Source organism: Nostoc sp. (assembly GCF_036919895.1).
Classification (GTDB): domain Bacteria; phylum Cyanobacteriota; class Cyanobacteriia; order Cyanobacteriales; family Nostocaceae; genus Nostoc.
This window is the reverse complement of the sequence record NZ_JBALBW010000012.1, coordinates 1-22,314: the sequence shown is the minus strand read 5'-3', so window position 1 is coordinate 22,314 and position 22,314 is coordinate 1. Positions and strand designations below refer to the sequence as shown.

Genomic DNA, 22,314 nt, shown 5'->3' with positions numbered 1-22,314 from the left:
TAAACGAGCGCCCATATTATTTATCACCTCGGTAGGTACATTCTCCGTATTTACTTATCTTAACATAGTTGGATTTTTTCCCGCCTACCTACTTACTTCATAGATTTTTCCTGTTCTAGAAGTAAATTTTTGAGTTCCACCCTGCTTGGCTATTTGATAAGGTACAAAAACATGATACAGTTCATCTGTTGTAACTTGCGTATTATGTGCCATAATTCCGAATCCAATTAAAAAGCTTCATAACAAAATAACTGATTACAAAATGCCTCAACTTGGAATACACTGACAACCGCAAGAATACGCATGAAAATTATGTAGAGGCTTAAGTACATTTGCCTTAAATTAAAGATAAAAATATCTAATATAACCTTCTCGCACTATGCAAACTAATATTCCCAATAATATTTCCACTGGGGGAACGGGATAATCGTTAAACTATGAAATTGAGACATTTGTAGCTAAAAAAGTTATTAAAAAATCCCCTCAACTTTCGGAAAATGAGAGTTGAGGAGAGCAAATTTTAACTAAACTGTATGGTGCTATCAGGAATAAGCATCCATTGGCAGACAAGAACAAACAAAATTCCTGTCGCCAAAGGCTGCATCAATGCGACCAACAGCAGACCAGAATTTATATTCACGAGTCCAAGACGCAGGATAGGCAGCTTGTTCGCGAGAATAGGAATGGTGCCATTCTCCTGTAATCAGACTTTCGGCAGTGTGAGGTGCGTTTTTTAAAACATTATCTTGGGTATCCACCTTGCCTGATTCTATTTCGGCAATTTCTTGGCGAATAGAAATCAACGCATCGCAGAAACGATCTAACTCTTGTTTAGATTCACTTTCAGTAGGTTCCACCATGATTGTACCTCCTACAGGCCAGGAGACAGTTGGCGCATGGAAACCGTAATCTATCAGACGCTTTGCTACATCATCGATTTCGATCGCAGCTGATTTTTTGAGCGATCGCAAATCTAAAATACATTCATGGGCAACTAGACCATTTTTCCCCTGATACAAAACCGGATAGTACGATTCCAGTTTCTTCGCGATGTAGTTAGCGTTGAGAATTGCCACCTTAGTTGCTTGGGTTAAACCATCTGCACCCATCATGGCGATGTACATCCAGGAAATCACCAAGATACTCGCACTACCCCAAGGCGCAGCCGCCACAGCACCAATATGTTGGGTACTGGGTACTGGGGATTGGGGATTGGGAATTTCTTCTTTCCTAGTCCTCAGTCCCCAGCCCTCAGTCCCTACTACAGTATGTCCAGGGAGAAAAGGCACAAGATGAGAGGCTACCCCAATAGGCCCTATACCAGGGCCACCGCCACCATGAGGAATACAGAAGGTTTTGTGCAAATTTAAATGGCAGACATCTGCGCCAATATCTCCAGGACGGCAAATTCCCACTTGGGCGTTCATATTTGCCCCATCCATGTAAACTTGTCCACCGTGACTATGAACAACAGCGCAGATTTCCTGAATTGGCTCCTCAAAGACACCGTGAGTTGAGGGATATGTCACCATTAAGGCGGCTAATTCATTGCTATGTTTTTCTGCCTTACTCTTCAGGTCATCAACATCAATATTACCTTGTGAATCACAGGCAACAGCCACCACCTTCATCCCGCACATCACCGCACTCGCCGGGTTTGTCCCGTGCGCTGAAGTGGGAATCAAACAAACATTCCGGTGTGCTTCACCTCGATTTTCGTGATACTGGCGAATCACTAAAAGTCCAGCATATTCACCCTGAGAACCAGCATTTGGTTGCAGAGAAATTCCTGCAAAACCAGTAATTTCAGCTAACCATGCCTCAAGCTGATTAAACAGGAGTTGATAACCCTGAGTTTGCGACGCAGGGGCAAATGGGTGAATCTTGCTAAATTCCTCCCAACTTACCGGAATCATCTCAGCTGTTGCATTCAACTTCATTGTGCAAGAACCCAAAGGAATCATCGATGTAGTTAGCGACAAGTCCTTGCTTTCCAGCTTGTGAATATAGCGCAACAACTCCGTTTCTGAGTGATAGCGGTTAAAGACTGGGTGGGTGAGATATGTACTTGTACGAGAGAGATAAAGATGGGAGGATGAGGAAGAGGTTAATTCTTCTAGAGTGAAGGGTAAATCATCTGTACCAGCGAAAATCTGCCAAAGGTCGATTAAATCTTCTGGTGTAGTTGTTTCATCCAGCGATATACCAACAGCAGTTGCATCAAAAACCCGCAGGTTAATTTGAAGCTGTTCGCTAGCTGCCAAAATATTTTCTAAATTGCGTCTTCCTAGTTCTACTCGCAGCGTATCAAAGAAATCTTTGGAACTGATGCTGTAACCCAAGCGCTTCAGTCCTTCCGCTAGCAACACTGTCAAAGAATGGATATTTACAGCAATTTGCTTCAGTCCATCTGGGCCATGATAGACGGCGTACATACTCGCCATTACTGCCAGCAACACCTGTGCAGTACAAATATTACTAGTAGCTTTTTCGCGGCGGATGTGCTGTTCACGGGTTTGCAAGGCCAGACGCAATGCAGGTTTACCTTGAGCATCTTTTGATACTCCCACAATTCGCCCTGGAACCAGCCGTTTATACTCTTCCTTCGTCGCAAAGTATGCCGCATGAGGCCCCCCAAACCCCAACGGAATACCAAAGCGCTGGGTGCTACCGACAGCAATATCAGCACCAAATTCTCCAGGAGGGGTTAGCAAAGTTAAACTTAAAGGATCTGCTGCTACCGTCACCAATGCACCCTTAGCATGGGCTTTTTCTATAAAAGCACGGTAGTCGTAAATAGTGCCATCACTTGCGGGGTATTGCAGAACAGCCCCAAAAATTGGTAGATCAAAATCAAATGTTTGATGATCGCCGACAACGATCTTAATCCCTAATGGTTTAGCCCGTGTTTGTAACACGTCAATAGTTTGGGGATGGCAATCATGAGAGACAAAATAGGCATTTGCCCGATTTTTGGAGACACCGTAGCTTAAACTCATTGCTTCAGCTGCGGCTGTAGCTTCATCAAGTAATGAAGCATTGGCGATTTCCAAACCTGTGAGGTCGATAATCAGGGTTTGGAAATTTAGTAGGGCTTCCAGTCGCCCTTGGGCAATTTCTGGCTGATAAGGAGTGTAAGCAGTATACCAACCTGGGTTTTCTAGGATGTTACGCCCAATCACAGGTGGGGTAATAGTGTCGTAATATCCCATACCGATGTATGAGCGAAAAACCTGATTTTTGGCAGCAACTTTTTTTAAAGATGCCAGTGCTGCATACTCACTTTCGGCTTCTGGTAACTTTAGCGGTTGCTTCAGCCGAATTGTCTGGGGAACTGTTTTATCGATTAGGGCATCCAGGCTGGGAAACCCCAAAACCTTAAGCATAAGCTGGATATCGTCGGAGTTAGGGCCAATGTGTCTTGGCACAAAACTACTTAACTTTTGACTTCTTCCGTCCAGCACTTGCTGCTCATTAGACTTGAGAATAGGGGCGTTCAATACCACAAATTACTCTCCAGATGGTACTATTTCATATTTTGCAATAAATACTGATGAGAAGTAGGTGTAATTTTTAATTTTATCTAAATTTCATGACTTATTTTCGAGTGGAGGGGCGGAGGGGAAAGACTTACTACAACTTCTCCTCTGCTCCCCCTGCCTCTTACTCCCCTTCCACTTGGGCGCGATACTCATCTGCTGTCAAGGCATCCTCAACTTCACCAGGGTCATTGACGCGCACCTTCAAAAACCACCCTTCTCCGTAGGGGTCTTCTGACACTTCTTCGGGAGAATTAATTAAGGCTTCATTGCGTTCTATAACCGTCCCTGTGACTGGTGAATTCAGTTCTTCAACGGCTTTTACTGATTCAATTGTGCCAAAGTTTTCTCCCCTGGTCAGAGCGTCGCCAATTTCTGGCAGTTCCAAAAAGACGATATCACCCAATTCATGGACGGCAAACTCAGTAATGCCAATGGTGGCAATTTCGCCATCTATTCGCACGTATTCATGAGAATCGAGGTATCTAAAATCTTGAGGATATTCAAAAGACATATCACTTCCTCTCCCTTATCAAAAAAATTATTGCCCTAACAGTCATCCAAGCCATATCTAGTAATGAACCTTACTGTAGATTGAGTAACTCACAACACATTATTCCTCAAAAACCTCGGCGCTTATCAGTTGGCAACACGATTTTTTGACCGATAAAAGGGACGTTTAACTACAACTGCTGGATAAGCTTTGCCACGAATTTCGACTTCTAGCTGCTGACCAACGGTTGCTAGCTGGGTAGGAACGTAGGCTAAAGCAATGGGATAACCAAGTGTGGGCGACAGAGTGCCACTGGTAACTTCTCCCACCACTTTACCTGCTGATAACACTTGATAGCCATGACGGGCAATGTTACGCCCTTGGGTTTGTAAACCCACCAATCGGCGCTGCACTCCAGTGGCTTTTTGCTGTGCTAAAACTTCTCGTCCGATAAAATCACCTTTGGTATCTAAGTGAACTAGCCACCCCAAACCTGCTTCTAAGGGTGTGGTGGTGTCATCGATATCTTGTCCGTAAAGTGCCATCGCTGCTTCTAGGCGCAGGGTGTCTCTCGCACCAAGTCCACAGGGGATAACACCATTTTTATGGAGATTTCGCCACAATTCTACCCCCACATCTGGGTCTACCATTACCTCAAAGCCATCTTCTCCGGTGTAACCTGTGCGGGCTAGGAAGGCAGGTTTACCTAGTAGGGTTGCTTCTAAATGTCCGAAGGCTTTGATTGGTTCTAAGTCTTCTTGCACTAACGGCTGGAGATATTTAATCGCTTTTGGCCCTTGGACGGCAATTAAGGCTTTTTCTGGTGAAATATCTTGGAATTCCAACTTACCCAGGTCTAGATGTTGCAATAACCATGCTTTATCTTTACCAGAGGTTGCCGCATTGACTATGATGAATGCCTTTTGTATACCACTGGTGTCTTCACCTTGGTAATAAACAATGATGTCGTCAATAATTCCAGCTTGGGGATTTAACAATACGGTGTATTGTGCTTGACCAGGTTGCAATCGACTCAAGTCTGAAGGCACTAGAGACTGAAGTTGGGAAATGAGATTTTTACCTTGGAGGGTAAATTTACCCATGTGGGAAATATCGAACATTCCGGCTGTATTTCTTACAGCCTCGTGTTCGCGGCTAATACCACTAAATTGCACGGGCATTTCCCAGCCGCCAAAGCTGGTAAAGCGGGCTTTGAGTTCTACACCCACTTGATATAAAGGGGTTTGCGCCAGAGATTGGGCGTTGTCTTCTTGATTAGCCACAGGTAATTTTGCGTATATGCGGAGCAACTTGCCGTTAGGCATCGCACCTCAACATCTATCATCCTACGAGAGATTAGGGAAGAGGTGACAGGTGGTAGGTGATAAGGAATAATTTCTACCCTGTAAGCTTTACCCTCTTCCCTTCTTCACTCCTTTGTCCTCTTCTGTGAGGTTTAATAGTTAATGGTGGAAGTGTTGAGATTTATTAAGAAGACATTATGAAATATTGGCGACTAATAGCTAGCTGTGTTTTAGCTTTGGTTCTTTTTTTGTTTCCCCTATCGGCGGAAGCTGCAAGTTCTTCCAGTATTACCCGTTCTATGGGTAATGATGAACTCAAGGGTAAGGATTACTCTGGTCAGAGTTTAATTGGCACTGAGTTTACCAATCTCAAATTAGAGAATACTAATTTTAGCAATGCTGACTTACGTGGTGGTGTGTTTAACGGTACCCTTTTGGAGGGAGTAAATCTCCATGGTGCTAATTTTAGTGAAGGCATAGCTTATCTCACAAGGTTTAAGGCGGCTGATTTGAGTGATGCTGTCTTAACCGATGCAATGATGCTACGTTCTACTTTTGATGATGTAAATGTCACGGGTGCTGATTTTACAAATGCAATTCTAGATGGGACGCAAGTGAAAAAGCTTTGCGTGAAAGCCAATGGTGTTAACTCTAAAACTGGTGTAGATACCCGCCAGTCTTTAGGATGTAAGTAAAAGCCAACCGCTCGTTAAAAGGTGGACAGAACTACCTAAAAGTAGCAAAGTCTCCCTTTTAAGGTTTGTAATCTGGCAGGATGTTGAGAGAGGATTAAACGAAGCAAAATATCATTACGAATTTTAATCAAGCGAACCTTGGAAGCATCAACTAAAGCCTTGTGATTTGGGGAGCATCCCAAATGTGCAAGTTTAATTTACATCCGAGATTCTGGCTTATCTCGGAGAATAAAAAACGAACCGCATTCGCGCAGCGTCTCGTTAGAGAAGGACACAAAGAGAAGAGGATTTAAAAGGATTTTTACGTCAGTTCCGTATATTTTTGCCAAATTGCGATGCTCTCTGTGATTTGGAGCTTATTTTGAATTACCAAATACTATAGTTCATAAAATTCAATCGTATTCTAATAGATATACTTTCATTCTATTTGATAAAATAAAACCGAATAAGTATCTATCTCAGGATACAGTTTGAGTTGATATTTCAGATATCTATCTAAAAGTATAAGAACATATAAATTGCTACGAAAAATTATTTTTTCTACCCATAGTGGTGAAAGCGATCGCTCAAAAGAAAGATGGAATCTCCCTAAACTCTGTGTCAAGGTTATATCAGTAAGGACTACGAACACTTGCCGAGGAGAACACAGATGGTAGCTACTTTAGATGATACGAAACGCAATGCTATTGCTATTAAATTGGCAGATCTGAAAGCACTGCAACAGTTGGTTATCGAAAAAGAGCAACTGTTTTTGAAAGAAGGACTCGATTCCGAAATCGCCGATCGCATCCGAAATTTTCTCAATGATGACGAAAAAAATCTTGGCATTCTAGAAACTGTAATTGGTCAGTATGGCATCCAGGCTGAACCAAGAAAGATTGTTAGAGAATTCATTGAAAAATCGAAAGAATTGTTCAAAAGTTCTGAACTAAGTCTGTATGACAAAGTATCTCAGCATGAATTGCTGAAACATCAACTAGTAACCACTGGTTTGATAGTTCATAAAGCTGCTCAAAAAGTTGGTGCTGACGTTTTGTTAGCGATCGCACCTCTCAATACCATTAACTTTGAAAGCCGCGCTCACCAAGAACAACTCAAAGGTATTTTAGAAATTCTGGGTGTCCGCGAACTCACAGGACAAGATGCAGATCAAGGAATTTGGGCGCGTGTTCAAGACGCTTTGGCCGCAGTCAGTGGTGTGGTAGGTAGCGCTGTTACCCAAGCCAGTGACAAAAAGGATATGAATATCCAAGATGCCATCCGCCTCGATCATAACAAGCTAAATACCCTGTTCGCCGAATTGATCCAAAGCGACAATTCTCAGAACATCCAAGAGTACTTCGGTCAAATTTATAAGGATCTAAGTGTCCACGCTGAAGCTGAAGAGGAAGTCGTATACCCAAAAGTACGTCCTTTCTATGGTCAAGACAACACCCAAGAACTGTTTGATGAACAAGCTCATGCAAAGCAGGCGTTAGAAGAAATTAAGGCTCTCAGCCCATCTTCACCGCTATTCAAAGAGAAAGTCAAACAGCTGAGGGAAGCTATTGCCGATCATATTCGTCAAGAAGAAAGCACAATGTTTGCTGCCATTCGCAACAACTTAAGCACTGAGCAAAGTGAGCAACTGGCTACTGAATTCAAAGCTGCTAAGACCCGAATTCAACAAAAGCTAGGTGTTGTTACTGAATCGAATGTATAGGATGCTTCTGAGCACACCCGTAGGGGCACGGCACTGCCGTGCCCCTACACCCGGGGATGCGATATTGTACCGCATCTGAATGGGAACCGCTATATATCCACTAAAAAAGTTAAAAGACATCTGGTGAAAAAGAATGTAGAGACGTAGCACTGCTACCTCTCTACAAGGGTTCTAGATAATGCATATTTAATTTCTGGAGATATCTAAACAAAAACTCCCAGCACACCAAAGCTGGGAGTTTTGTTTAAACATTTTGCTGATAGTATTTATAAGCGGCATAAGCCATAGTTATAACCCCAGTGATAATGGCAGATTCATCAACTTCAAATTGAGGATGGTGTAATGGGTGGTTGATGATTCTTTCTTTGTAGCCTACACCCAAGCGAAACATGGAACCGGGGGCGTGTTCCAAATACATAGAAAAATCTTCAGCACCAAGGGAGGGTTCGGGTAAAACTTGGACGCGATCGCTACTCCAAGCTTCTTCTGCGGCTGATTGTAATAATTGTGTCAAGGTGTAATCATTTTGGACGCTGGGTACTCCCTGGCGATAATTGACTTGATACTTTGCTCCGTAGGTATGGCAAACATTAGATACAATATTTTCAATCCAGTTAGGGAGATGGGCGCGGGTTTCGGGATGGAGCGATCGCACGGTTCCTAATAACTGCACTTTATCCGCAATTATATTTGGCGCTCTGCCACCATTAATCTTCCCGATGCTCAATACAACAGGGCGCAAGGGATTCTGCGTCCGGCTGATAGCTTGTTGCAGTGCAGTAATGACTTGGCAAGCAATCCAAATCGCATCAATGGCTTCATGAGGACGCGCCCCATGCCCAGATTCTCCCATAATCAAAATCTCTAAATCATCTGCGGCGGCTGTCAATGCCCCATAACGCACACCAATAGATCCTGCGGGTATAGAAGGGAAAACATGAACCCCTAATACAGCCGAGACATTTTCCATCGCCCCATCTTTCACCATCCAGGTTGCCCCTTGAGCAATTTCTTCGGCTGGCTGAAATAAAAACCGCACTTTTCCACTCAACTCCTCCGCCATTTGGGACAGCACCATTGCCGTTCCTAAACCCACAGTGGTATGGACATCGTGACCACAAGCGTGCATAATACCTTCGGCGCGAGAGGCGTATTCCAAATTTGTACCCTCTTGAATTGGCAAAGCATCCATATCAGTACGAATTGCCAATAAACGCTTATTTTGGCTAGTAGTGCCTTGTAGCTCTCCAATAACACCAGTTTTGCCAACTCCTTCTTGTACATGCAGACCACTGGAAGACAAAACACCAGCGACGAAGGCTGCTGTTTGGTACTCCTGGCCACTGAGTTCTGGGTGAGAGTGGATGTGCCGGCGAATTTCAATCAAGCGAGGCGCTAGTTTTGCTGCTAAGTCTTTTATATGGGTAAGCATCGATTTAGTTAATCTACAAGCTTTTTTCCCATGATAAAGAACTGTTAACAAACAAAATGCTTTTGCTATACAAGGATAGTTGAGAACAATCAGAGGAAGCAGAGAAAGAAAAGCTATTGATTATTACCCAATCCCCAGTCCCCAATCCCCAATCCCCAGTTTATTTTGAATAACAGGTTGTGCCTGGAGTATTTTCAGGTTTGAACTGGTTACATTCTCTGCTCTTTTGACGCTCTAACGACCAGTTATAAGGCATATCGGAGGTGACGACACCATTAGCTAGAGTTGTTAGTCGAAAATTAGCCCCCCGAAAATTGGTAAATTCTAATTTCGCATCTTTTAAGTTTGCTGCTTCTAAATTGGCGCTGATGAAACCGGCATAAGACAGATCGGCATTTTCCAAGGATGCTGATTTCAAATTTGCTCCGGTTAAGGAAGCACTATTAAGATTCGCCAAATTTAGAATTGCACCTTCTAAATTTGCACCGGTGAGATCGGCTTTGGTGAGATTAGCTTTAGATAATATTGCACCACTCAAGTCGGCCCCTCGCAAATTTGCTCCAGTTAAATTCAGTTGAGTTAGGTCAGCACCACTCAAATTACACCGGGGACAGGCACTTGTTGCCTTCAACTGATCCAAATCTAGCTGATTTAACGCCAGGGCTTGCTCTGCAAACCCAAAACAAGCCAACAAAGCGACGGTAGCAACAATCTTAAAGTTCATATTTTTTACAGATATCCACAAAAATGACAATTTACGCATACTGCGTACTGCCATACTTACATATACCGCTTCTCTAAGGAAGAACAGGGATGAAGCATTCATTAAGAAGCTGTAAAAATACTATAAATTCTAGTGGTAAGACTACTCAAACTGAAATATAGGCTATAGAATCGATTCGTAAGCAACTATACCGAACCTCTTATAGACTACCATATATGTGATCCCCCTAGCTCGATGAAAAATACGACTAGGGGGATCTTGTTTTTAGGCACTTGGTTAAAACCATAAACTCTATAGGTTGAGTTGAACCTTCGCGTAGCGTCCTGTAGGGAAGTAAAACTCAACAAATCAATGAAGATGTTGGGTTTCGTTCCCCAAAACGCGATCGCCTTTAAAGTTTCCCCAAAGTGCGATCGCTCCTGAAGTTTTCCCAAATGCGATCGCCCCTGAAGTTTCCCCAAAACGCGATCGCCTGTGAAGTTTCCCCGAAGTGCGATCGCCCACCTGAGCGCCCTTCACTTCACCTTGAAAGACTGTGTTATACTTACCTGCTCCTGACTCTTCAGGTTTTACCTGTTTGAGCAACTCCTGCGCTAACTTAATAAGTTCCTCATCTTTATCAGCACCAGCTTCAGCTAATTTCTTTTTAAGTGGTGCTTCATAGGTTTCAGGGTCTGTTTCGTGTTCTTCTAAAACCATTTGTGCTTTTGGTTCACTTTCAAACCTCTTCTTAATCAAGCTTTTCAACCCATGATAGGCATCTTTAACTGCTGTTCCTGCGGTATCTTTAGTAGCAGCGATCGCACCAGCACCTAAAGCAGCAATAATCATAGAAATAGGTTCCATAGTTAATCCCCAATTATTTGTATCTAACAGCTAAAATAGCAGGACTTACGCAACTGGCACGGATATCATCATGTTATCGAAGTCAAGGGTCAAGATTTAGATTTTTTGACTCTTGATAACCTCTACAAAAAAATATGACACTTACCCAAGTCCTAAATATAGGAATTCCTCTTTCATCGCCATCCTAAAAAGCGCAATCCAGGGACAATTAAGTAATAACTGACTCCTAACCAGAAGCTGATGAAGAAGCCCATAGAACCAAAAAAAATCAGAGGTAACTGTAACTCTGACCAGCCTGGTTGACTAGTAAATTGGAAGATCGGCGGTGCTAATCTCAAAATAATCAAAAATGCATAAGCGATCGCACTACCAAAGGCAGCAAACACAGCGTACACTACATGATGGCTGCGAAGACCTAAGCTCAAGGTGAGTAGGCAAGCTGCTACTAAAATCACTGCCACTAAGCCCTCGCCGCTATCTTTTGGGGTGATTAATTGCAAAATGAACCAACCAAAGCCATAGCTAATCATCCCCATCAGCGACGCTACTAAAAAACGCCGCCGTTGACCAAAACATCCAGATACTGTTAGCCCCCAAGCGGTTCCCCAGCCGGCGGCGACAAATACTAAAATATCTGCCGCAAAGACGGGTTGAGTATTTGGGACTATTTGGTTTAGCTGACTCGAAGTAAATTCCACAACCCAACGCCCCAAGCTGGTATGATATGCCAAAATAAAACCAGCGATCGCACCAAAACAAGCGCCAACATAAGCCAAGATCATTGCCCAAATGGTCGCCAAACAAGCTTGGAAAATTTTGATGATTGTCTGAGCGATAAAAACAACAGTTTTAGTTACAGCTTGGCTAAAGTTAGCTAAAACTTGTTCAATAGCTTGGATTAACTGGGTAAATCTCTGGGAAACTTGCGTTGACGCTTGCTTAACCTTGTCTCGCAGTTGGGCAAATAATCCTGGTGGCGGTAATGGTTGAGCAATCTTTGCCAAGCGTTTTTGAATCATAGCTGCATTTGCTGGACGCGATCGCACATCATCCTGCACCATCTCATCCAGTAAATCTGCTAGTTCTGGTTTGACATTTACCGAACTTCGCCAGCGCAATTTTCCAGTTTGCTGATCTTCCAACTCTAGCGGGTACTTACCTGTTAGCAGTTCAATCACCGTTCGACCAAGGGCATAAAAATCGGCACTTGGCCCGACAATACTTCCACTCACTTGCTCTGGTGGACTGTAGCCAGAAGAAAATAAGCGGGTGGAACTAGACTGAGAACGCAGTTTAGAGGCGCTAAATTGCTTTGCTCCACCAAAATCAATCAGTACCAAGCGATCGCCTTCTGTTTGCCCTTGAGGTAGGGTTACAGTGAGCGAAGATGTGCCAAGCATTAAATTAGAGGGTTTAATATCCCGGTGAATAATCTGACGTTTGTGTAATTCTTGTAAAATCTCTACAGCTTGAGCAAACCAGTTTACAACCAAATTCTCTGGACAACCTTGGGGAAACTTTTTTAATATCTCCTCTAAAGTCCGCCCATTGATTTTTTCCATTACCAGACAAGGTAGTTGGTGCGGTTTGGGGTTAAACAGTTGTACCTGAAAATACCCTTCTGCATCGACTCTGGGGACACCCGAATGCTGCAAACTAGATAAAACCGCCGCTTCTTGGGTAAATAACTCCAGTGCCTTTGGTGAATCTTCTACCAACACCTTCAGCACTTTCTCTGTTTGAGTTTTTTCATCCCAAACCGTATAGATTTGAGCAAATCCTCCCGAACCTAATGGCTGAAGTGGAACATAGCGGTCTAACAACTCTAGCGGTGCGCCACAGCTGTTGCAAAATTTGTTTCCCCAAGGCTGGGGATAAGGACGTTGACAATCAGGATTTATGCAGTGAACCGCACTCTGAGTGATGTGGGACACAACCGCTACAATACAAAGGCTGAGTTGATTTTAGCGTTTCTTGAGGTTTCGTGATTTTTAAATAAGCAAAAGGAAAACCCTCATAGAATCTATGAGGGCATTTTTAAGGAGGGCTGGGGGGATCTTCCGAAACAAAATATCACTAACCCAAGCCTATTGGTTTATAGCTATGTCAGTTCTTAATTACGAAAACTTCTCTTACTCTGTCTGTGCTTGGCGACTTCTTTGCGCTTGCGTTTTTCTAAGGGTGTTTCAAAATGACGATGCTTTCTCATGTCTGGAAAAATTCCAGCCTTGGAAACTTCTCGCTTAAATCGTCGTAAGGCTGATTCAATGTGTTCATTGTCACCGACAATTACTTGGGTCATTATTTCTCCTACTAAGTTGACTTAATCAATGATATGCAAGCGGTAACATTACAAAAAAAAGACAGACTTTTGTTTTGTCTGACCTTAAGACTCTTGGTAAGTTTTCTTGGTTTCCAAGATTTAGTAGCGTCCGCCGCGTCCGCCGCCGCCACCACCGTATCCTCCCCGGCCTCCTCCGCCAAAGGAACCTCTATCACCTCTATCTTCCTTGGGTTTAGCCTTATTTACTTTAAGGTCACGACCCATCCACTCTGCACCGTCGAGAGCTTCAATGGCAGCTGTTTCTTCAGCTTCAGTTCCCATTTCCACAAAAGCAAAGCCTCGCGGACGACCCGTTTCACGGTCAGTAGGCACTTGAACTCGCTTTACAGTACCATATTCTGCAAAAATACCACTTAAATCTTCTTGTGTAACGTCATAAGAGAGGTTACCTACGTAAATTGACATCGATTCGCTCCAAAATCATCACTGTGTAGAGATTTTAATTTCTCTGAGAAGTCTGTAAATACTAAAAGGAAAAGCCTTTCAATACTAAAATCAAAGACATCACTGAATTAACTCTCCTAAATCTAGGATGACATAGGAGCCAGCTCTCTGCATCCAGTAGATAGTTAGTTAACCAGCGAGGCGATCGCGAAAATTGCGATCGCCTGCCCCCACTTACCCTAAGTACAGCCCAACACACAAAAGGGTTGGAAATGGAAAAAGATAAATTCTGTAGGGTGATAAAGGAAATCAGACATAGCAGGGGCAAATCTTTGAATATCCGAATTGAACGTTTGACTGCATTAACCATGAAGCATTACTTCAAGATTTTAATACGAAACTTAAAGTCAAGCAACAAATAAAGGCTATGTCGGTTTCTAATTATTCAGATGCGATCGCCTACTCGCCTGTCGTCGGCAATCGCGCCCATTTCGCAACATGAAGCAGCACCTCGTAGAGAAGCAGGTTCGAGAGGATAAAGATTTTGTCAGTAGCATGGGCGAGAAATGTGGGCAAGCTGCGATCGAAAAATTACCATCTCAACCAAGAAATTTCAGTGTGTTGGCGTAGCCTGTCGTAGAGAAGGCGTTTTTGGCATCTTGGCAGTAGCCTGGGGCAAGCTACTATGTGTCTACGATAAATGAAGTTTTTTGGCAATTTTTACGTAAGTCCTAGTTATTACTAACTAACTACAAACTGCGAAGCCCTCTTAAATACTTAATACCGTGAATTACTAAATTTTCTGACTACAATCATGGGATAATTTCGCTTACATACTGAGTCAGTTATGAATACTGAATTTTTGATACAATAATACCAATAAATACTGCAAGACCTAGCGCTCTGCGAAAATAATTAACGCCTTGAAATAATTCTAGCCAAGCCCAAGTAAACAATGAGCCATTTGCTAGTACTTCTAAGACTGTATTGATTTTGCCATTTGTAAAAATTAGCGCGAGTAAAGTAGTTGCTATCCAAACAATAAGTGGTAGGTTTGGCATTTGGGCTATAACAATATTGCCATCACTATCACGGAAAGTTTTATCAACTAATGTATTAGATGTCATTTTTAATCACCACGAAAATTACTAGATTGACTATTGAGAATAGGCTGAGATTTGATTGCAAATTCTTTAATAAAATTAAAACACTTGGGTTCATCTCTTTCCAACCATCTAATTGCTGAGATGAGAACGTTAAAGCATATTCATATATGAGTATATTAAAAGATATACTCACACAAAATCCGCGAATATAGCTGTTGGGAGCCTAAATGCGATTTGGAGAAATTCTCAAGTAAGAAGTATAGCAATTCACTGCATCTACCTACTTAACTATATTTGAGAAGACGCAAGCCCTCTAGCCGAAGAGCTTCAGGGTATAAAGCTTTGTAAATATTGCAATTTGGAGATTGAATATCATAACGGCCTGTAGCCTTAAACGTAGCCAAAGAGCAACCACCCGTACACCAATATTTCCACTCACATGTACGACAGCCTTCTTTTTCTTCAACAGATAAATTCTGAATACCTGTTTTATCTTGTCGCACAACACTTAAAGGATCTTGAGTGTTGATTGAAGATACAGTTTTATGTAGTTGCATCTGACATTTGGCAATTTGTCCTTGGTAATCAAATACAAGATAGCTTTGTCCAACTCCACAAGTTCGTTTATGAGGAGATGCTAAATTAGCACGATCGACTAATGAACCTAATAAGCTTCGATTAGGTAATTTCAATTCTATAACTTTGAACGCTGCCAACATTCCCTGAATCAGCCTAGATTCTTCTAGTTGCAAATCTTCGTAAGAAGCTGACAGTTCGTTTTCCCGATAGAAATTTAAACTAAAGGGCAAATTATGCTCTAATATCCATTCAATCAGATCAGGTAATCCTTCTGCATTCCGCCCGCTAACGGTGATCGAAATATCAGGTATCAGCCCATTTTTTAAAGCAATCTTAATACCTCGTTCAACATCTTGAAATGAACCCTTTCCACCTGCATAAGTTCGTTGAATATTGTGGAAATCTGATAACCCATCTAGTGAAATCATTAGACGTAGATTCAAGGTTTGAAGCATCTCAATAATCTCAGGGGTAATCAATGTTCCATTACTGAGAACGACTCCATCTAATATAATATTTCTGTCTTCGCTAAGAGATTGAGCATATAAATGGAGATCCTTGATTAAAGGAGAACATAGTAAGGCTTCTCCGCCCGCATATTTTAGTTTGACGCGGCGGTAATGATTTAAGGTGGCAGAGCGAAATGTAGATTCAATAGCGGCTCTACCTATATCTATTGACATATCCCTTGCTAAATGAGGAAGGTAGCAATAGTCACATATTAAGTTACAGCGATCGGTGATATGTAACCATGCTGATAAAGTTTCTGGTATTTCATTTAGGTTAAATGAGCTATTATTTTTAGGAATAATTAAACGGGCTTGATATAGTTCCTGAATAGCTGCCTTTAAGTCTATTTCGTTAATATGAGAATGCGTTGTTGTGATATTATGTAATTTATGAGGCTTTTTAAATATATTTAGTACATATAGTGCGGATTGATTTAGAATTACTACGTTATGATGAGTCCCGTAACAGATAGAGTAAGTATCATCTAGATTCATGATTTGCGAGTTGGGAGATATCACAAACTCTGTTTCCAACATCCCCAAAGATAATTGGGTATCTGAGCTTAATTCTACTAAAGGGGATAAATCACAGGCACAGTCCCCTCCATCACAATCGCATTGCCCAGTTGGTACGCAGGTAGAATTGAGAGAAACTAAAATTCTGGGTTGATCGTTTTTTTTACTAAGCATGAGAAGATGGCTGTTTTGTTGCACGGATTCTAGTCAGAAACATTTGTTGATCACACCATTCCTTGAGAGCTTTATGATCTTGCCATTGATGTTTGAGTTGCTGGATTAAAGTTTTAGCAAGTTCTATCGGCAATCGTTCGATTTTCTTTTGCAGCAGATTTAGCTCATGTTGAATCGAATACGGCCCAAAACCTCCATCCTGGAAGATTTGAGGTATGCCTTGAGCATATTTTGCAAAGGCAAGATCGTAGTTCGCTTGTTGAAATGCAACATCACCTTCTATCCGTAATATCCGACCAAAGTACAATTGATAGGTATTTTGATATGATAAGAAGCGATCGCTAAGTTCCCGTGCATAATCTGAAATACGCTGGTATGCTTTTGCATAATAATCAAACTCTGCTTTCCCTACCAGGCTATCGATGGCATACCGCATGTCATTGTACTCTAGACTAGTCTGGTAAGAGCGATCGTTTAGTTTGAGAGCTTGTTCTTGCAGCGAGCGATCGCACTTTTGAAACCCAAGATGCCAATAGACACTGGCCGTTTGGTGCAAAATTTTAGGTAATTCCTCTTCAAGTCCGTATTTATCTGCCAGTTTCAGGCTTTTTTCTAAAGCATCTTGAGCAAGACTTAGCAGATTGAGATCCCACTGTACTTGTGTCACATCCCAAACGGCTTCATTTACTACCTCAGCACTAAACCACTGATTTAAGCCTAATTGAAAGTATGCCCTACACAATATTCGATTATCGTTTTCTTCATTGTCGCAACGGCTTAATGCTCGTTCAAGTAGCTGTTTAGCTTTAATATAATTACCATTGTCTACCAAAATAGCAGCAGAAGCAATTTCAGCATCGGCTATTTCACGTTCACTTTCAACACTAGACCACATATCAATGGCTGCCTTAAAACACTGTTCAGCCTTTACGTAATCTTTTTGTTGTCCGTACAAAAATCCTAAGTTATTCTGAATGCTAGCCATAACTTGAGTTAAGCCTTTGTCAGGTATATCAACTTCCATCGCAGCATCCCAACCTAGTTTGTAATATTTTTCAGCTTCGTTAAACTTGTTAAGTTGTCGATAAAGATAACCAACTTGGTTAGCTACGCGAGGTATAGCAGATGATAGCCTGTTTCCTTGAACTAGGGATAAACACTCTTGCTGATATTTCAAAGCTTCGTGATAAAGATGTAACTTGGTATTCAGTATTCCCAAGACATTATAAATATCTGCTTTATGAGAAGAATTAGAAGATTGTTCAGATAGTATCCCCTCCAGTTTTTTTACCTCATATTCTGTTGTACTCTTGTCTTTAAGGGCGTAAACAATCCTTGATTCAAAAATAACTAGTCTAAGCTTTTGATCTGGGTTTAGGTCTTTTTCAAACTTTTTAATAAGTGTTAATAATTGCTTAACAAAGCTAATTTTCTTAGCTTGAGTACGGATTGTGTTAGTAACTTGATACCAAGCCTCAAAGCCTACGATCAGATCGGCATATAAAGCATTCCATAGCCATCGCGTAGTATTGAATTCTCGTAATTGTTTCAGTTCTTCAATTAGAAACTCAATATTGGCTACTTTATGAGAATCATCAGAGGAAAGTTGAACCTCTAATATCCTTTTTTGGGGCCCTAACTGATAATCTTTTTGCTCGAAATATTTAGCAGCAATCCGACTATCTCGTTTTCTCCATTCAAAATCTGGGTCAATATCTGTCCACACATATTTATCAACTAAGTCTCGCACAATATCATGCAATGATATTTGATTACCACTCATTACTGGTTTGATAAAAAAGTAGCTTTGGGCATCAATAAATAATTTTTCAGCATCTTCTATCGATAGTTCTAATAAATTAGCAATATCATAACTATCTAATGGGTAGATACGTGAAAGTAATAGCGTTAGCCTGTCCATTGATGTCCGAAGCTGTGTAATATGACGAACCATTTCAGCTTCAAATCCGCCTGTTTTTTCCAACCTAGCTGGAATAGTTTCTATATTTTCACTCTCTAACCAATCTGGAATAACTTCTCGATAAGCATACTCTACTCCAAATTCAATCATTATGGGGCTGCCACCAGAAAGAACTATGATTTTTTGAACTAAGTCTTCCCCAAGACTAAAGTGAAGTTGCTCCTCCTTAGAAATAATATATGTCTGCACATCCTCACGAGTAAATTCATTTAACTCAAAATAAGTTAATTCTTCTTCCTTGAATGACTTTTCTAGAATTGGACGAGCAATGCTAGGGCGACCTGCTAAAATAAATACGGCGTTATCTAGTTGCTGGCATAAATTAGCGATATATTCCCAAACTTCCGCTCTTATTTCTGGTTGTCCTAACTTCTCAACCGTATCAATTAGAAAGACTAGTCTCTGTTGTCTGGATTTCCGATTAATTTCATCTACCAAAAACTTTTCAATTTGTCTGCGTTCTTCTTGGTATGCGATTTGACTGAGGTGGTTTTCATCTTCTCTTAGTTGTCGTAACCTGAGCAGCCATTCTTGATATGTATTATCATACAATTGCTTGGCAATTTGAGTGCATAAATCTTCTGCATCATTAAAAATAGGGGTATCGCAATCAATGATTTCACTTCTCCAGATTTGAATTTGATTGAGGCGGTTTTGTAATTCATTAAGCAACCAAGTTTTGCCAATTCCACCTCTACCTTCTACTAAAACAACATGCAGTGTGTTATTTTTCTGAATCAGGGAAATAATTCTATTTAGATGTTCTTCACGGCCAACAAATTCTAATTTATCTATTTCAAACATAATAGACTCCTGAGTTAGTTATTTTGAATAGCGTCATCAAGTTTATGAATTAAACATCTATAGGGTGTATCATTATATTCGTCATTATGCAGATAGTAATTGACAAGAAACTGAAATTCCCAGTCATGCTCTACTTCAGATTTAAGGGTAGACAGAAATTCGTGAGTTTGTTCTCGGTCTGTATTGCGGAATATTCCAATAGTTTCTTCAACAGTTTGCTCAAAGAAAGTTCTGCGAAGTTCTTGTCGATAAGCTAAACTATCAGCACCACAATTGATAAATCCAGCATGTTGCTGAAGACTTTGAAAAAAATACTGCATTGACCAAGTTCCCGCCACAGCAGAATCATTCTTGGATTTAAGCTCATGAACATATTCCCAGCAGATTTGAGCCGCTTCGCTACAAAGCTTTTGAAAGCTATCAGGCGAACTTTCTCGGAGAAGACCAATAACTAGCAGCCGACGGGTCATTCCATCTTTTATAATCGTTTTGTCACGAGTAAAAATAGATGTTTTTGTCAGTTCAGCATTTAATTTAAAACTATCGTCACTGAAAGGTAACTGAAATCTCCGAACGGCTTCCTTTAAGATCCAATTACCATTTAGTATGGGAAATATACTCAGTTTTTCAATAGATTCATAAAGATGATTATTTTCTTTTCTCAAACTTTCTTTAATCTGATCTCTACACTGTCTGAGAGTTCTTTCCCATATTTTGCTGCCATAACTGTTTAAAAACCAATTAACTGTATAACCGCCACTTCGATAAACTTTTAAGGCTTCAGCAATACACCCTGGATGCCCACCAGTTAAATATAACAAGTGTCCTGCCAATAGAGATAGACTTTCAGAAGTCATTTCAATTGGCTTGAGATATTTTGTTGCTGTGTCCTGAATTACTTCCCAATTAAAAGGAGAGAGGGTTAGCTTAGGGAAAATTCTATCAGAGGGGAGATCGGTAAGACAGCGAGCCGCTATTACAACTCGAAGACTCTTGGAATTATCTTTAAAAAATTGTAATTCTTTCAAACATTTTTCAATTCTCCATCCCAATTGTTTAAGCTGATCAAAAATTTCGTTTAAACGTTGTTTGTGTGGAGCATTTCCATCTAGATCGATTAGCAGTACAATGCCTTTTTTACCCTGCGATTGCCATTTAGCCCAATTCCTATGTAATAATAAACCTAAGCGCTCTCCCGAAGGTAATTCATGCCCTTCTTGGATCTGAAGATTGAGAGAACTAGCTAATTCCTTTTCTAAGTCTTCAATATTTTGATCGCCTGACATAGAGGCATAAGCGCAACACCATCGTAATTCTTGAAACCGCTTCTGTATCTGTTTGAGAAATTCTGTTTTTCCGTAACCCTTGGGAGCCGTTATCAGACGATAAGTAGGGGAATTAGTTGCTGTAATATCAATAATTGCAGCATCCCGATTAGTGAATGGTATTTTATCAAAATCAACTAGCTCTAGGGATTGTTGATTTAACTGGCTTAACTCTGATTCAGCCTGTTCTATTGCATCGAATTTATTATCAATTTGCCTTTGTAACTTATTTTTATCTACATCATTAAGCGTCCACCCTATTTGTTTACTGATACTTTCAATCTCAGTTTTTAAATTAGCTATTAACTGCTCTAGATAATTTTTTCGTGACTCTGAGGCATTATTCATTGAATTTAGATACATTAAGTTCGCTTTCTACTCGTTCAAGTTCTTGGAGTATGGTGTTTATTTGCCGTTGAATGATATTGCGATCGCTCGCGGCGAGTGTATATAGCGTTTCCTAATCACATGAGGTACATCATAGTCCCCTCATCGCTTGCGGGGAGGGGGTTGGGGGTGGGGTTCTTGTACCTCACTCAACTGAGAACCGCTATAGTTAAGTTGGTTGTAAGCTGCCTCATAGTCACTACTTAGAATCTCAAAGCGTTGTTGCAAAGTTTTGATTTTGAGTTGTTGTACCCGGCTTGGACTCTTTTGAGTATGTGCATTTGATGAAATCGGCAAGGTTATTTCATCCCATGCTTTGCTCAATACATCCGCCGGAATCATGAAAGCAGTCTTGATATTTTCTCGCTGTTTCTCCGCCGCCACAGCCATGCCAACTACTCCTGCAAGGGTTTCATCCCATATAGGCGCACCACTAAAGCCCGGTTCTACCCTGTAGCCAGTTACCTTACTATCTTCTAGTTGCACCCATCCCTTTCCTTGCCCGTCTCGCAACACCCCTGTAGACCAAACGCCATCGTTGTGTCCGTGGGGAAAACCGAATATGCGGAAAGGATGCTCCCAGACGTTATTAGCTGAGATTAGCTTGATAGGTTGCGCTTCTTTAGGCAACTGTCCTTCTATTTGCAACCCAGCAATATCTTCAGGTTCGGAGGTTGATACGTTATTGACAACGGGTTGCCAAAAAACAACTTTAGCTTTTAGTTGTTGCCCTGATGCAATTAAGGGGAAATCGAAGTCAATATCATGACTAGGAGCTTCAATAATATCCTCTGGTAAAGATAGAGCCGAGGTAACAACGTGAGCGCATGTCAGAATATAATTTCGAGTTTGCCCCGATACTAAAAAACCTACACCAACTACCGCACCATTGGGATGGAAAATTCGAGCGATCGCTGACCTAAAAGCTGGAATATAATTATCTGCAATGGATGCCATCTGTTACTATGCCTTGTTTTGCTTCCATTTCAAGGTGATTTCGTAGTTAGCTTCACCACCTACAGAAGTAAAAATTGCACCTGCAACTGCATTTAACTTAATACCAAACTTAACCTCTACCTCATCGGCAGGTGTATTAAGCTGACTTAGTTTGATGATAATTGCTGAAGCTACAGGTTGTATTTGATCTAATACTTCATCAAATTTCTTTTTAGCTTCAACTACCATTTGTCCAGCATCTGGTCTAGCAACACGGACAAGAGAATTGCTATTTTCTGGCTCATCAACTTCAGCTAAAAACTTTGTACCATCTTCTAGAGAAAACTCTGTGATTTGTTTCCGAGTCATGGTAGAACCTGTTATTTTGAACTAATAGTTGAATGTCTAAATAATCAAGATAGTTTGCAGAAGTTTTTGTACATACAGCACTTTGCGTGACTAACTAGTACAGTAGCAGCAGTGAGAAAAATAGTTTTGGAGTTGCTTGCTTGAGCATAAGAGGACTCCTAGTGA

General features: G+C 41.2%; 19 protein-coding genes and 1 pseudogene. 3 read left to right on the top strand and 17 right to left on the bottom strand.

The features are described 5' to 3' along the window. Nucleotides 1-84: 84 nt before the first annotated feature. From V7K55_RS01990 to gcvT, 4 genes are all read right to left on the bottom strand, one after another. On the bottom strand, nt 85-213 hold the full coding sequence (locus V7K55_RS01990; protein WP_334827651.1) for a hypothetical protein: 129 nt from the start codon (nt 211-213) through the stop codon (nt 85-87). A 329-nt stretch (nt 214-542) separates the two neighbouring features. After that, entirely contained in the window at nt 543-3,506 is a 2,964-nt protein-coding gene (gcvP, locus tag V7K55_RS01985) for an aminomethyl-transferring glycine dehydrogenase (protein WP_334827649.1), read from the bottom strand. Nucleotides 3,507-3,663: 157 nt separating this feature from the next. Further along, nucleotides 3,664-4,053 (bottom strand): glycine cleavage system protein GcvH, encoded by a 390-nt coding sequence (gene gcvH, locus V7K55_RS01980; RefSeq protein ID WP_069072677.1) that lies wholly within the window; start codon nt 4,051-4,053, stop codon nt 3,664-3,666. A gap of 125 nt (nt 4,054-4,178) precedes the next feature. Next, the gene (gene gcvT, locus V7K55_RS01975) at nt 4,179-5,315 is read right to left on the bottom strand and encodes a glycine cleavage system aminomethyltransferase GcvT (RefSeq protein ID WP_334827647.1); all 1,137 of its coding nucleotides are present in this window, start codon (nt 5,313-5,315) and stop codon (nt 4,179-4,181) included. Between the two features lie 218 nt (nt 5,316-5,533). Between gcvT and V7K55_RS01970 the strand changes: the two genes are divergently transcribed. Both V7K55_RS01970 and V7K55_RS01965 read left to right on the top strand, forming a co-directional pair. After that, nucleotides 5,534-6,031 (top strand): pentapeptide repeat-containing protein, encoded by a 498-nt coding sequence (locus V7K55_RS01970; protein ID WP_334827645.1) that lies wholly within the window; start codon nt 5,534-5,536, stop codon nt 6,029-6,031. Nucleotides 6,032-6,680: 649 nt separating this feature from the next. Next, on the top strand, nt 6,681-7,733 hold the full coding sequence (locus V7K55_RS01965; RefSeq protein ID WP_334827643.1) for a hemerythrin domain-containing protein: 1,053 nt from the start codon (nt 6,681-6,683) through the stop codon (nt 7,731-7,733). A 244-nt stretch (nt 7,734-7,977) separates the two neighbouring features. Here the strand turns inward: V7K55_RS01965 and V7K55_RS01960 are convergent, their stop codons facing one another. The 6 genes from V7K55_RS01960 to V7K55_RS01935 form a co-directional block, all read right to left on the bottom strand. Next, nucleotides 7,978-9,165, bottom strand: coding sequence for a M20 family metallopeptidase (locus tag V7K55_RS01960; RefSeq protein WP_334827641.1), 1,188 nt, complete (start codon nt 9,163-9,165; stop codon nt 7,978-7,980). A 160-nt stretch (nt 9,166-9,325) separates the two neighbouring features. Then, nucleotides 9,326-9,889, bottom strand: a complete 564-nt coding sequence (locus tag V7K55_RS01955; protein ID WP_334827654.1) for a pentapeptide repeat-containing protein — start codon at nt 9,887-9,889, stop codon at nt 9,326-9,328. Between the two features lie 348 nt (nt 9,890-10,237). Beyond that, nucleotides 10,238-10,735, bottom strand: coding sequence for a hypothetical protein (locus tag V7K55_RS01950; RefSeq protein WP_334827639.1), 498 nt, complete (start codon nt 10,733-10,735; stop codon nt 10,238-10,240). 173 nt (nt 10,736-10,908) lie between these two features. Continuing rightward, nucleotides 10,909-12,669 (bottom strand): serine/threonine protein kinase, encoded by a 1,761-nt coding sequence (locus tag V7K55_RS01945; RefSeq protein WP_334827637.1) that lies wholly within the window; start codon nt 12,667-12,669, stop codon nt 10,909-10,911. A gap of 179 nt (nt 12,670-12,848) precedes the next feature. After that, the gene (gene rpsU / locus V7K55_RS01940; protein ID WP_012407716.1) at nt 12,849-13,037 is read right to left on the bottom strand and encodes a 30S ribosomal protein S21; all 189 of its coding nucleotides are present in this window, start codon (nt 13,035-13,037) and stop codon (nt 12,849-12,851) included. A gap of 120 nt (nt 13,038-13,157) precedes the next feature. Then, a complete protein-coding gene (locus V7K55_RS01935; protein WP_334827635.1) occupies nt 13,158-13,484 on the bottom strand; it encodes an RNA recognition motif domain-containing protein in 327 nt (108 codons plus the stop codon). A 477-nt stretch (nt 13,485-13,961) separates the two neighbouring features. On the opposite strand from V7K55_RS01935, the gene V7K55_RS01930 reads away from it, so the two are divergent. Next, entirely contained in the window at nt 13,962-14,093 is a 132-nt protein-coding gene (locus V7K55_RS01930; protein ID WP_334827633.1) for a hypothetical protein, read from the top strand. Between the two features lie 215 nt (nt 14,094-14,308). Here the strand turns inward: V7K55_RS01930 and V7K55_RS01925 are convergent, their stop codons facing one another. From V7K55_RS01925 to V7K55_RS01895, 7 genes and pseudogenes are all read right to left on the bottom strand, one after another. Then, nucleotides 14,309-14,590, bottom strand: coding sequence for a hypothetical protein (locus V7K55_RS01925; protein ID WP_094343499.1), 282 nt, complete (start codon nt 14,588-14,590; stop codon nt 14,309-14,311). A 263-nt stretch (nt 14,591-14,853) separates the two neighbouring features. After that, nucleotides 14,854-16,347 (bottom strand): radical SAM/SPASM domain-containing protein, encoded by a 1,494-nt coding sequence (locus tag V7K55_RS01920; protein ID WP_334827631.1) that lies wholly within the window; start codon nt 16,345-16,347, stop codon nt 14,854-14,856. Continuing rightward, complete coding sequence (locus V7K55_RS01915) at nt 16,340-19,132, bottom strand: tetratricopeptide repeat protein (protein ID WP_334827629.1); 2,793 nt, start codon at nt 19,130-19,132, stop codon at nt 16,340-16,342. The genes V7K55_RS01920 and V7K55_RS01915 overlap by 8 nt, the downstream gene beginning before the upstream one ends. A gap of 14 nt (nt 19,133-19,146) precedes the next feature. Beyond that, complete coding sequence (locus tag V7K55_RS01910) at nt 19,147-20,805, bottom strand: hypothetical protein (protein ID WP_334827627.1); 1,659 nt, start codon at nt 20,803-20,805, stop codon at nt 19,147-19,149. Then, nucleotides 20,798-20,896, bottom strand: a pseudogene (locus tag V7K55_RS01905) (hypothetical protein); the annotation flags it as partial. The gene V7K55_RS01910 and the pseudogene V7K55_RS01905, both read right to left, overlap by 8 nt. A gap of 50 nt (nt 20,897-20,946) precedes the next feature. After that, complete coding sequence (locus V7K55_RS01900; RefSeq protein WP_334827626.1) at nt 20,947-21,801, bottom strand: trypsin-like peptidase domain-containing protein; 855 nt, start codon at nt 21,799-21,801, stop codon at nt 20,947-20,949. Between the two features lie 6 nt (nt 21,802-21,807). Then, nucleotides 21,808-22,149, bottom strand: coding sequence for a CU044_2847 family protein (locus tag V7K55_RS01895; protein WP_334827624.1), 342 nt, complete (start codon nt 22,147-22,149; stop codon nt 21,808-21,810). Nucleotides 22,150-22,314: the final 165 nt, after the last annotated feature.

Coding starts and splice junctions, on each gene's coding strand:
- V7K55_RS01990 (WP_334827651.1), bottom strand. CDS start 213: ATGGCACATAATACGCAAGTTACAACAGATGAACTGTATCATGTTTTT.
- gcvH (WP_069072677.1), bottom strand. CDS start 4,053: ATGTCTTTTGAATATCCTCAAGATTTTAGATACCTCGATTCTCATGAA.
- V7K55_RS01970 (WP_334827645.1), top strand. CDS start 5,534: ATGAAATATTGGCGACTAATAGCTAGCTGTGTTTTAGCTTTGGTTCTT.
- V7K55_RS01965 (WP_334827643.1), top strand. CDS start 6,681: ATGGTAGCTACTTTAGATGATACGAAACGCAATGCTATTGCTATTAAA.
- V7K55_RS01960 (WP_334827641.1), bottom strand. CDS start 9,165: ATGCTTACCCATATAAAAGACTTAGCAGCAAAACTAGCGCCTCGCTTG.
- V7K55_RS01955 (WP_334827654.1), bottom strand. CDS start 9,889: ATGAACTTTAAGATTGTTGCTACCGTCGCTTTGTTGGCTTGTTTTGGG.
- V7K55_RS01950 (WP_334827639.1), bottom strand. CDS start 10,735: ATGGAACCTATTTCTATGATTATTGCTGCTTTAGGTGCTGGTGCGATC.
- rpsU (WP_012407716.1), bottom strand. CDS start 13,037: ATGACCCAAGTAATTGTCGGTGACAATGAACACATTGAATCAGCCTTA.
- V7K55_RS01935 (WP_334827635.1), bottom strand. CDS start 13,484: ATGTCAATTTACGTAGGTAACCTCTCTTATGACGTTACACAAGAAGAT.
- V7K55_RS01930 (WP_334827633.1), top strand. CDS start 13,962: ATGAAGCAGCACCTCGTAGAGAAGCAGGTTCGAGAGGATAAAGATTTT.
- V7K55_RS01925 (WP_094343499.1), bottom strand. CDS start 14,590: ATGACATCTAATACATTAGTTGATAAAACTTTCCGTGATAGTGATGGC.
- V7K55_RS01920 (WP_334827631.1), bottom strand. CDS start 16,347: ATGCTTAGTAAAAAAAACGATCAACCCAGAATTTTAGTTTCTCTCAAT.
- V7K55_RS01915 (WP_334827629.1), bottom strand. CDS start 19,132: ATGTTTGAAATAGATAAATTAGAATTTGTTGGCCGTGAAGAACATCTA.
- V7K55_RS01910 (WP_334827627.1), bottom strand. CDS start 20,805: ATGAATAATGCCTCAGAGTCACGAAAAAATTATCTAGAGCAGTTAATA.
- V7K55_RS01900 (WP_334827626.1), bottom strand. CDS start 21,801: ATGGCATCCATTGCAGATAATTATATTCCAGCTTTTAGGTCAGCGATC.
- V7K55_RS01895 (WP_334827624.1), bottom strand. CDS start 22,149: ATGACTCGGAAACAAATCACAGAGTTTTCTCTAGAAGATGGTACAAAG.